Source organism: Actinospica acidithermotolerans (assembly GCF_018139625.1).
In the GTDB taxonomy this organism is placed as follows: Bacteria; Actinomycetota; Actinomycetes; order Streptomycetales; family Catenulisporaceae; genus Actinospica; species Actinospica acidithermotolerans.
Genome location: NZ_JAGSOH010000026.1, coordinates 60,332 through 70,439, shown reverse-complemented (window position 1 = coordinate 70,439; position 10,108 = coordinate 60,332). Strand labels below are relative to the sequence as shown.

9 protein-coding genes and 1 pseudogene are annotated in these 10,108 nt (G+C 70.3%); 4 read left to right on the top strand and 6 right to left on the bottom strand.

The window, feature by feature from the left end; all coding sequences use genetic code 11:
- A pseudogene (locus tag KDK95_RS11920) lies at positions 1-245 on the bottom strand (amidophosphoribosyltransferase); the annotation flags it as partial.
- A 240-nt stretch (positions 246-485) separates the two neighbouring features.
- Here KDK95_RS11920 and KDK95_RS11915 point away from each other — a divergent pair.
- Positions 486-1,388, top strand: a complete 903-nt coding sequence (locus KDK95_RS11915; RefSeq protein ID WP_212518160.1) for a hypothetical protein — start codon at positions 486-488, stop codon at positions 1,386-1,388.
- A gap of 235 nt (positions 1,389-1,623) precedes the next feature.
- Entirely contained in the window at positions 1,624-2,490 is an 867-nt protein-coding gene (locus tag KDK95_RS11910) for a hypothetical protein (RefSeq protein ID WP_212518159.1), read from the top strand.
- On the opposite strand, the gene KDK95_RS11905 is transcribed toward KDK95_RS11910, so the two are convergent.
- The 4 genes from KDK95_RS11905 to KDK95_RS37660 all read right to left on the bottom strand — a co-directional run bounded on the left by KDK95_RS11905 (position 2,477) and on the right by KDK95_RS37660 (position 7,259).
- Complete coding sequence (locus KDK95_RS11905) at positions 2,477-3,415, bottom strand: alpha/beta hydrolase fold domain-containing protein (protein WP_212518158.1); 939 nt, start codon at positions 3,413-3,415, stop codon at positions 2,477-2,479. The genes KDK95_RS11910 and KDK95_RS11905 overlap by 14 nt on opposite strands.
- A 144-nt stretch (positions 3,416-3,559) precedes the next feature.
- Entirely contained in the window at positions 3,560-4,957 is a 1,398-nt protein-coding gene (locus KDK95_RS11900; RefSeq protein ID WP_212518157.1) for an alpha/beta hydrolase, read from the bottom strand.
- 63 nt (positions 4,958-5,020) lie between these two features.
- Positions 5,021-6,628: an MFS transporter gene (locus KDK95_RS11895; RefSeq protein ID WP_212518156.1), complete on the bottom strand. Its 1,608-nt coding sequence runs from the start codon at positions 6,626-6,628 to the stop codon at positions 5,021-5,023.
- A 310-nt stretch (positions 6,629-6,938) separates the two neighbouring features.
- Entirely contained in the window at positions 6,939-7,259 is a 321-nt protein-coding gene (locus KDK95_RS37660) for a hypothetical protein (protein ID WP_212518155.1), read from the bottom strand.
- 481 nt (positions 7,260-7,740) lie between these two features.
- Here KDK95_RS37660 and KDK95_RS37655 point away from each other — a divergent pair, with 481 nt between their 5' ends.
- Positions 7,741-8,820 (top strand): L,D-transpeptidase, encoded by a 1,080-nt coding sequence (locus KDK95_RS37655; RefSeq protein WP_212518154.1) that lies wholly within the window; start codon positions 7,741-7,743, stop codon positions 8,818-8,820.
- Between the two features lie 70 nt (positions 8,821-8,890).
- Positions 8,891-9,454 (top strand): hypothetical protein, encoded by a 564-nt coding sequence (locus KDK95_RS11880; RefSeq protein WP_212518153.1) that lies wholly within the window; start codon positions 8,891-8,893, stop codon positions 9,452-9,454.
- 25 nt (positions 9,455-9,479) lie between these two features.
- Here KDK95_RS11880 and KDK95_RS11875 read toward each other — a convergent pair whose 3' ends face one another.
- Positions 9,480-10,058: a TetR/AcrR family transcriptional regulator gene (locus KDK95_RS11875; protein ID WP_212518152.1), complete on the bottom strand. Its 579-nt coding sequence runs from the start codon at positions 10,056-10,058 to the stop codon at positions 9,480-9,482.
- Positions 10,059-10,108 lie beyond the last annotated feature (50 nt).

The window sequence follows — 10,108 nt, the reverse complement described above, 5'->3', positions numbered from 1 at the left end:
GGGGAGGGGGAGGCCAGGCCAGGGAAGGCCGGGGCCGGCGCGGCCGGGCCGTGCGCGCGCCCGGTCGGCGCGCCGTACCCCCGGGGCGCGGCCGGGCGGGAGCCTGAGGTTCCGGCGGGGTCGGCGGGAGCGGCCGGGTCGGGAGAGCCGGCCGAGCCGTAGCCGCGGCGAGCGCCCTGGCTCCGGGAACGAGGATCGTCAGCCGCCGAGTCCTCGGGCCCGCCGTGCTGTCCGCCCATGGTCATCCTGCTCCCTCATTTTCCCGACACCCCCGCGTCACCTACAGACGGCGCGCCCCGCTGCTCCGGTTGCCGTGAACCGGGCGTGCCCCACGGATTTGGCACAGTCTTGAAGATTCCGAGGTGATCGCGCAACGCCCCGCATTCGCCACCCCGGCCGGGTGCGACACCACCCGTTCGGCTCCCGGGGCGGCGGCCGCGGTCCGGGGATCCTTGGTAGCAGGATCCGACTATGAAAGGACTTGCATGAAGGTATCGGCATTCATCGCGGCGTCCGCGCTGGCGCTGTCCGGCGTCGCGCTCGGAGCCGCGCCCGCGAGCGCGCACTCGATGCCCTCGCACGAGTGTTCGGGCACGTTCGCCTCTCCCGGCCTGCTGGCCGGCACGTACTGGGGCAACGTCGAGATCGACGGGTACTGCCAGGTGAACGGCGGCGCCGCCGTCGTCAAGGGGAACCTCACCCTCGCGCCCGGCTCCGCGCTCAACGCCACGTTCGCGCTGAACGACGTGACCCACCACGGCAGGTCGAGCCTGACGGTGTACGGGAACGTGAAGGTGCTCGAGGGCGCCACGCTCGCGATGGGCTGCGAGGCTGAGCACTCGCCGTGCTCGGACGACCCGAACGCGGGGACCGGGGGCACCCTCACCGGCCAGAACCGCGTGTACGGCAACCTCACCGGCTCGGAGGCCCTGGCGATGATCGTGCACGCCTCCAAGATCGGCGGGAACGTCGGCCAGGAGGGCGGTGGCGGCGGCGAGGCCGCGATGACCTGCCAGGTGCCGACGTCCGGCGTCTTCTCCGTGATCGGCTCCCCGGTGTTCAGCGACTACGAGGACAACTGGATCTCCGGCAACCTCGCCGTGTCCGGCTTGCGCACCTGCTGGTTCGGCGCGCTGCGCGACCACGTGGGCGGCAACGTCCGCGACTCGGACAACAAGTTCGGCGACCCGGACGCCAACGAGGTCGACTCGAACGTCGTCCGCGGGAACCTGAACTGCTACGGCAACTCCCCCGCCGTCCAGTTCGGCGACACGCCGGGCGCGCCGAACCGGGTGTCGGGCAACGCGACGGGCGAGTGCGGCTTCGACGTGGTGCTGCCCAACCCGGCGCCGAACGGCCCGCTGACGCCGATCTCGGTGCGCGCCTGACCCCGCGCCGCCGCTGACCGGGCCCGCCGGAGTCGAGTGGAGACTCCGGCGGGTATAAATCGCGGTTCGATCACGCCTGGGCCGCTTTGTAAGGCCTCGAAGCCTCTCCATACCGTTATCCCCGGTCTCCACCACTAACCCGGTTCCGGCACCGACGCACACAAAGCAGGCATATCCGCGAGCTCTTTTCCGCAACGTATGGCGGACCGCCTTCGTGCACTGGCATTCTTGTCGCATGGCCGAGGAGCAACCACAGGAATCGGGCCGCACGACACCGCGCCTATTCGATCCGCTCTGGATCATCGCGCTGTTCGTCGGGCTCTCAGAGGCGACGGTCGGGATCGCGACCACGCAGGCGCGCGGATGGAGCCAGGGTCTGCTCGCGTCGTTCGCCGTGATTTTCCCGCTCATCGTTTTCGGGGTCTTCTTCACCGCCCTGTGGCGGAAGCCCGAACTGCTGTATGCTCCCGGCGACGTCCCGGAGCCCGTCCCGACCCCGGATTTCGTCCAGGGTATGCACCGGGCGGCGCCCAACAACCTGAAGCTGATCAGGTCGGTGGTCCGGCAGACCCTGGAGTCGGTCCTGCCGTCGGCGCTCGAAGTCGAAGTGCCCGCGAGGGCCATCAACGAAGTCGTTCGCAACGCGGTGGCCATCGTGCAGGCCGATCTCCAGAATCAGGCGCTCAAGATAGATTTCAGCGTCGTGGCCGAGGCACTCGGCCACACCGAAGTCGTGATCGACAATACGACGACGGTATCAGAGTTCCTCGACTGGCTCTGGGGTGCGCTCGCCTACTACTTCGCCCCGCACACCTATGGCGCGGAATGGGTCGTCGTGGACCGGATCACGCTGAAAGCCTTCGCCGACATGGGGAGCAACTGGGCCGCCGAGCACGGACTCGCCATCGACAATCGCCCGCTCGTCGAAGTCGGGATCGGGCCGGGAATGGAATTGCTCGTCGTTCCCAAAGTCCCCGACGCGGTCGCCCAGGGCGGACGCGCGAACGGCGCGAACGGCAAGGCCCGCGCCACCGTACCCTGGCCGGCCTCGGAGACGACCCACGAGGGCTGGCTGATCGTCGACCACCTCAACGGCAGCTGAGCTGCCCCGCGAAGAAGTCGAGGGAGCGGTCGACCTCCTTCAGCGCGGAAGTGCGGTTCAGATGACCGTGCAGCATGCCGGCCGCGAGGTACGTGGTCACCGCGACCTCGGACTCCTCGAGCTGTGCGGCGAGCAGTTCGCCGGACGGTCGCAGGTCGTCGTATTCGGAGAGCATGACGGCTGTCGGCGGCAGCCCCGCGAGACGCGCCGCTCCCGGCAGTGCGTCGTGCGGCAGGTCGGTGATGCGGCCGACGTAGTTGCGCACCATCTGCGCGACGCCGGCGCTGGTGATCCGGAGCATCGCGGGCAGTGAGCGCATCTCGGCCGCCGTCTCGTCGTCGAGGGCCGGATTCGGGAAGTGCACGAAGGGATACGCCAGCAGCAGCGCATCCGGACACCGCTCGCCACGGTCGCGCAGGCGGATCGCAGTGGACAGCGCGAGAGCCGCACCCGCGCTGCCGCCACCGAGCGCCACGGCGCCGGAGGGGAGGTAGGCGCTCCCGTCGCCTTCGGTGAGCCAGTGCCATGCGGCGTGCACGTCGTCGATGGGGACCGGGTACCGAACGCCGTCGACGGCGAGGCGATATCCGACGGAGACCACGAGGGCGTCGGCGCGCGCGGCGAGCTCCGTCGCCACCAGGTGCGATTCGGGCATCTCGAGGTCTCCGGCCACGAATCCACCGCCGTGCAGCCACATGAGCGCGCGGCGGGCCTCGCCGAGCGGGTTGTACACGCGGATCGGGATGTCGCCGTGCGGACCGGGGATCGTACGCTCCTCGACCCCGACGTCCGGCGTATCGGGTTCGCCCGGATCGGCGTTGAACTCGGCGACCCGTTCCATGACAACCGGGTCGTCGTGAGCGGACTCCCAGGTGGCTCCGTCCAGCAGATGCAGCTTGCCGGCGATGAACGGGTCTATGGGCACGGGAAGCCTCCGTGATCGTGGGGCCGCGGAAGGGGATCAGTCGATTATGGTGCACCGCGGCCGCCTGAGTCGCATGGACGACTCCGGCGGCCGCGGTGCTGTCGACGGAAACGGCTCGTACCCAGGGGATGGCCGACGGCCTTCCTAGCGGGAAAGGTCGAGGCTGTTCTGCACGTCCAGCGTCGTCGGCCGGTAGCGCGTGAAGTCTCCGCCCCCGAGCGACGAGCCGAGTGCGTTCGCCGCCTGGTTGAGGCCGTCGGTGCTGGCTTCGGCGGTCCAGTGGTGCTCGTCGACGACCGTGCTCATCGAGTCGATGGCCGCGACGATGTCGGCGTCGGTGAAGTCGCAGTGGCCGATGGCGTCGACGTAGACCTGACGCAGCAGGTTCGAGTCGCCGGCGACCGCGACGCGCTGTGCGTAGGTGCCCTCGAACTGGACGGGGGCGAGCTGGTCCGAGACCGTGTGCACGTCGAGCTCGGGCACCTGGAGGTGGCCGGTGTTGACGGACGTGGCCTGGGTGCGGGCGAGCGAGTCTCCTTCCGGCGCGTAGGTCTCGTGCCGGTCTAGGTTCGCGATGTCGGCGTCGAGGTTGAGGCCGGCCTGCTTGTACAGGGTCTTGATCTGCGCATAGTACGGCGATTCGCGGATCAGGGCGCCGTAGTCCACGCCGATGTTCGAGCCGCTGTCGCCGCCTTCGGCCTCGGAGATCATGTACCGGCCGGACTCGATGAACGAGAGTTGGCCGCTGGTGAGTATCTCCTCTTCTTGGAGCTCCTGGCCCGCGTAGTCGCTGGAGGCGGGCGCGGAGGTGCCGGTGGCCCAGTCCGCCTCGTTGAGCAGGGCCGCGGCGACGGCGATCCGCGCACGTCCGGAGGCCGTCGACTGCGCCGCGGTGACGGCACTGGTCAGCTCGGCGCCGGACGCGCTGCCGGCCGCCATCGAGGCGAAGTCGCGGATCTGCACAGTGGAGGCTCCGGGCAGCAGCCGCGTCATCGCGTACTCGGCGTTGAGCTGGAAGTTGTTCAGGTCGACGCCCCCTGCGACCAGTCCGCAGAAGCTGACGGCGCCCTGCACGCGGCCGTCGGATTCCTGGTCGATCAGGGAGTTGATCAGGCCGCCCATGGACGTACCCGCGGCGATGGTGTGGCGCGGGTGCAGTCCGCTCGCCTTGAGGAAGGCGCTCAGGGAGTTGAATTGGTCGGACACGGCGGTGTCGAGGGCCCACCACGAGCCGTCGACGTCATAGGACGAGCCGACGAGGGCGTATCCCTGGGCGAGCAGCGCGGCGGCGCTTCCGGTCGAGGGGGCGTCCTGAGCGGTGAGGGGGCCGAAGCCGTGGCTGTACAAGATGACGGTGCCGTTGAAGTTCGCCGGCACCTGCGCGATCCACTGCGCGCTGTCGGCGAGTGTGCCGCCGTAGCTGGTCGTCGCGCCGTCGGTCGACGAGTCCGCCTGGGCGCCGGCCACGTCGGTCAAGCCGGTGCAGGTCAGCGCCGCGGCGAATACTGCTGAGGTGAGAACTCGACTCTTGCCATGGAGCATGATGTTTGTCCGTTTCAAGGCTGAGATCTGTTCGCGGGTACGGGGAAGAGCGGCGGTCGGCGACTAAGCGGTGACGGTCGCCGTCTCCACCGCGGACACCGTCTCCCGGCTGCCGAGTCCGCGCACGAGCAGGACCGCGACAGCCGCGGCGAGCAGCGCGCCGACACCGCACACGGCGAAGCCGATGCTGTAGCCCTGCCCGAGGGCGGCCACCGCGCTGGGGACGCCGCCCGCGACCGGGGACTTGGGCTCGGCACCGCCGACGGCGACCACGGCGAGCGTGCCGCCGGCCTTGTTCACGGCGGAGACGGCGCCGAGTTGCACTGGGCTCAGCCCGGCCGAGGCGAGGCGGGCGGTGAAGGAGGTCGCGGCGTGGCCGAGGGCGATGGAGCCGATGATGGCCGGGCCGAGCGTCTGGCCGAAGTCGCGCATCATGCTGGTCGCGCCGCTGGCCATGCCGGTCAGGTGCGTCGGCACGGTGTTCACGGCGGCGGCGGTGATCGCGTTGAGAGTACCCGCGAAGCCGATGCCGACGAGGATGAACGGGCCGAACAGGGAGGGGATGGTGGTGTCGGAGATGGGCAGCGCGGCCAGCCAGAAGTCGCCGATCGCCATCAGCGCGAGCGAGCCGCCGAGCAGCAGCCGCGGGTCGACGCGCTGCAGAGCGCGCACCATCACCGGGCCGAGCAGCGGGGTCGCGCCGTTGAGCAGCACGAACGGCACGGCGGTGCGCAGCGCGCTCTGCCCCTGCACGGCGCTCATCCGGATGCTGATGGAGTAGGCGGTGCCGAGGTAGGCGAACATGCCGATCAGCGCGACGGCCGCGGCTCCGCTGAAGGCCGGATTGCGGAACAGATCCAGGCGCAGCATGGGGGCGCGCGCCCGCTGCTCGGCGAGCAGGAAGAGCCCGAGGAACACCGCCGCGGCGATGAAACCGCCGACCACCGCCGGCGCGCTCCATCCCACGTTGCCGCCGTCGATCACCGCGTAGAGCAGCGCGAACAGCCCTACGGCGAGGGTGATCTGGCCGCCCCAGTCCAGGGACCGGCCCTCCGGGGAGCTGGAGTTCGTCGCCTTGAGCGACAGCAGGGTACTGAGTGCGCCGAGGACGGCGAGGACGGTGAACGCGTCCTGCCAGGTACCGTACGTTCCGGCGAGCCCGCCGAGGAGCGGCGCGGCCACGGCGCCGACCGCGAGCGCCCCGGACCAGAAGGCGATCCCGCGGGCCCGGCTCCCGTCGCGCCGGGTCCCCGCGGCGATCGCGGCGAGGGTGGTCGGGAACAGCGCCGCGGCGCCGAGCCCGGTCAGCGCCTGCCCGGCCCACAGCTGGTGCACGGCACCGGCCGTGGCCGAGACGAGGGCGCCGATCACGATGAGCGCCCCGCCGATCAGCAGCAGCCTGCGACGCCCGTACAGGTCGCCGAGCACGCCGAAGGTGAGCTCGAGGACCGCGGTCGGCAGGAAGAAGGCGTCCGAGATCCAGGTCAGCTGGGTGCCGACCGGATGCAGGTCGGCCTGGAACAGGCCGTTGAGGGTGGCCGGCATCGCGAGCGCGATCTGCGCGACGCACACGGCCACACAGGCCGCGGCGAGCGTCCAGCCGGTCAGCGTGTCGCGCCCCTCGGGGGCGGATGAAGGTGTCGGGGACGTGCCGGATGACTGGGATTCCACGTTGAATCTCGCTTCCGAACGAAGTTCTGGGAGGGCGTGCGGTGCCCGCGAGCGCGAAGGCGGTTCGCCTGGTGCCGGAAACAGTAGGCACAGTTCCTACTGCCGTCAAGGATTAGCCAAACAATGGCGTTGGCCAGTGCTTTCGCAGGACGGCACGAGGCACGTCGGCCCGCGTGGGGCCTCCCCCGGTCGGGCGAATGCGGCCGGCGGGCCGAGTTGACTCCCCATCAGCGCGAGGCGAAGTGGCGTTCATCCGACCGGACCTGAGCGGGTGCCAGGACGTATCAGTACTGAATACGCTGACGATGATCTATCCGCGGGCGAGGACTCGGGTGCGGAAGAAGGGTCGCGGGATGGCGAACACGACGAGCACGGCCGGCTGCGAGGATGCCGGCGCGGACCGGCCCATATCGACGCCGGCCGACAAAGGTGCGGGCGAACTCCGGGCCGAGAGCGTGAAGCTCGAACCCAGGCCGGACGAACTCCGGGCCGAGAACGTGAAGCTCGACCCCAGGCCGGACGAACTCCGGGCCGAGAGCGTGAAGCTCGAACCCAGGCCGCCGGCAGCGGATTCGACGGCATCCAAATCGGCGGCCGACGCTACCGCCACGGCTGCGGCGGCCGATGCCACCGGCACGCCTACTGCTGGCGCTACCGACACGGCTACGGCGGCCGACGCTACCGGCACGCCTACTGCTGGCGCTACCGACACGGCTACGGCGGCCGATGCCACCGGCACGCCTACTGCTGGCGCTACCGACACGGCTACGGCGGCCGACGCTACCGGCACGCCTACTGCTGGCGCTACCGACACGGCTACGGCGGCCGACGCGGCCGAAGCAGCCGCGGGGTCCGGGCCGGACGTGGCCTTGAGTGGAGCCGCCGGCGTCACCTGCGGCCGAGGGGTGGGGATGGCCGCCGCGCCGCCCAATGGCTCGTCAGGCCCGCCCTCACCTCCCGCTGGCGGCGGCGGACCGGTCCGCGCGCTCGCCGAGCGACGCGCGATCCTCCGGGTCGGCGGCGCCGCGGCCGCAACCGTCGGAGCGGTAGCAGCCGGTATCGCGCTGGGTCCGCGCCGAAGCGCCACGCCCCCGCCCCCGACCGTGAGCACCGTGCCCGTGAACGGCGCCACCGGCATCGACCCCTCGAAGCCGGTAATCGTGCACGTCAGCGGCGGTGCGATCACGTCCGTGCAACTGTCCGGCCAACCGGCCGCCGGCACGATCTCGAACGACCGGCACTCCTGGGTGTTCGACGGCGGGCTGGGCGTGAACACCGATTACCGCCTGACGGTCAACACGCTGAACTCCCTCAGCACCGAGCACACCGTCACCACGTCGTTCAGGACGCTCACCCCCACCGCGACCCTCGGCATCGCTTCGGTCGCTCCACCGCGGGGAGCCACGGTCGGGGTCGGGCACCCCATCCGGGTGACCCTCACCGGCTCGGTTCCGGCCGAGTACAAGGCCGCGTTCGAAAAGGCCTGCGTCGTCACCACGAACCCGCCGGTGACCGGCGCCTGGTACTGGGTGTCCAACGACTCGAACGGCGCGGTCGTCGACTGGCGGCCCGAGACGTTCTGGGCACCCGGCACGCAGGTGTCCATCGCGTTCAACCTCAACGGCGTGCACCTCGGCGACCAGCGGTATGGCGCCGAGAACTACCCGGCCCACGCGTTCACGATCAGCGACCGCGACCTGCGCCTGGTCATCGACAAGGACAGCTACCGCGCCACGTGCTACGAGAACGGACAGGCCATCAGGACCTTCCCCATCGACACCGGGATCACCTCGTCCGAAACCTTCGTCACCTACACCGGCACGATGGCCGTCCTCGGCAAGGGCAACCCGGTCGAGATGAAGGGCAACTACGGCGGAGGGGACGTCTACGACGACTTCGTCAACTGGGCCACCCAGATCACCTGGAGCGGCACGTACGTGCACGCGGCGCCGTGGGACCCGGACATCGGCTCGGCCAACGACGACTCGCACGGCTGCGTGCACTGCCGTACCGAGGACGCCCAGTGGTTCTACGAGAAGAACATCGCCGGCGACGTGGTCACCATCACCGGCAGCAGAGCGCGCCCGGTCGCGGTCGACGACGGGATCTGCACGTTCACGATCGACTGGGCCGCCGTCGTCGCGGGCTCGGCCTACGGCCCCACCCGCAACGGCAAACCGGTGTCCGCCTAGCCGCGAGGCAGCGCCCGACCGAACCCCCACAACCCAGTGTCCTGTCAGACCCGCCTCATACGATCGCGGCATGTCTGATGCCTTCACCGTCCTGTGGACCCACGACACCTGCCGCGCCCTGCGCAAGGAAGGCCGCGTCAACGACCGTCCGCCGGTCGCCTTCAGCGGAGTCCACTCGTCTCTGCCGGCCTGGTCCGGCGCCCAGCCCGGAGACGAGGTGTACGCGCTGCATGTCAAGAAGTGCGTCGTGTACGTGGTGAGCCGCATGCGCGTGATCGACATGGAACGTCGCGATTGCTGCGGCACGGCCCCGGCCACGTGGCGCGACCCCAAGCACCCCGGCCACGGCGCGTGGGCGATGCTCGGCGCCGACGGCTGCGGCGCCACGGCAGTACACGTCGACGCGACCCCGGTCACCTTCGACATGCCGCTGCCCGGCGACATGCTCGAAGGCCTGACCTGGCGCAACCGCCGCGGCCAGACCCGTGGCTTGAAATACGTGGTCGACGGCCGCCTCGAACGCTCCCTCAGCCTTCAGGGCTTCTACCGCCTGACCCCGGACTCCGCCGACCAGTTGGCTCAGTTCGTCGACAGGTCCATAGCCGACATCGCCGCCTCGCCCCTGCCCGTCTGACCCCGGGATGTCAGACCATGGCCCGTCAGAGCACGGCCAGGCGGTCTACCAGCAGTTCCACTCTCCGTTCGGCGAACTCCGGGTGTAGGCGTCCTGCGCGGGCCAGCGTGGCGAGCCCGTGCAGGGACGCCCAGAAGACCTCGGTGAACAGGCCTGGGTGGACGCCTTCGCCGGCGACCTCGGTGAGGGTCTCGAGGAGGGCGGCGAAGGCGTCCTTGAGCGGGGGCGGGGTGTCGTCGACGGCGAAGGCCAGGCCGCCGTCGAGTTGGAACATGGCGTCGTAGACGGCGGGGTTGCTCGCGGCGAAGTCCAGGTAGGCGCGGGCCAGGGCGGCGGCGCGGGCGCGGGGGCCTTCGGCGGCGGAGGTCGCGGCGCGTACTGCGGCGGCCATCTCGGTGGCGCCTTCGAGGGCAACGGCGCCGATGATCTCGCGCTTGCCGTGGAAGTGGCTATAGAGGACGGGCTGGCTGTACTCGATGCGCTCGGCGAGCTGGCGGGTGGTCACGGCGTCCCAGCCCTGCTGCTCGGCGAGTTCGCGGGCCGTGGCCACGATCAGCCGCTCGCGCTCGGCCCGTTCGCGCTCCTTGCGTTCCTGTACCGACATGACTCGATCCTAGCACCGCTAGACAAGATAGCGGCAGCAGAGCTAGCGTT

Excerpts from the sequence above, each read along its gene's own strand:
- KDK95_RS11915 (WP_212518160.1), top strand. The coding sequence starts at position 486 with ATGAAGGTATCGGCATTCATCGCGGCGTCCGCGCTGGCGCTGTCCGGC.
- KDK95_RS11910 (WP_212518159.1), top strand. The coding sequence starts at position 1,624 with ATGGCCGAGGAGCAACCACAGGAATCGGGCCGCACGACACCGCGCCTA.
- KDK95_RS11900 (WP_212518157.1), bottom strand. The coding sequence starts at position 4,957 with ATGCTCCATGGCAAGAGTCGAGTTCTCACCTCAGCAGTATTCGCCGCG.
- KDK95_RS11880 (WP_212518153.1), top strand. The coding sequence starts at position 8,891 with ATGTCTGATGCCTTCACCGTCCTGTGGACCCACGACACCTGCCGCGCC.
- KDK95_RS11875 (WP_212518152.1), bottom strand. The coding sequence starts at position 10,058 with ATGTCGGTACAGGAACGCAAGGAGCGCGAACGGGCCGAGCGCGAGCGG.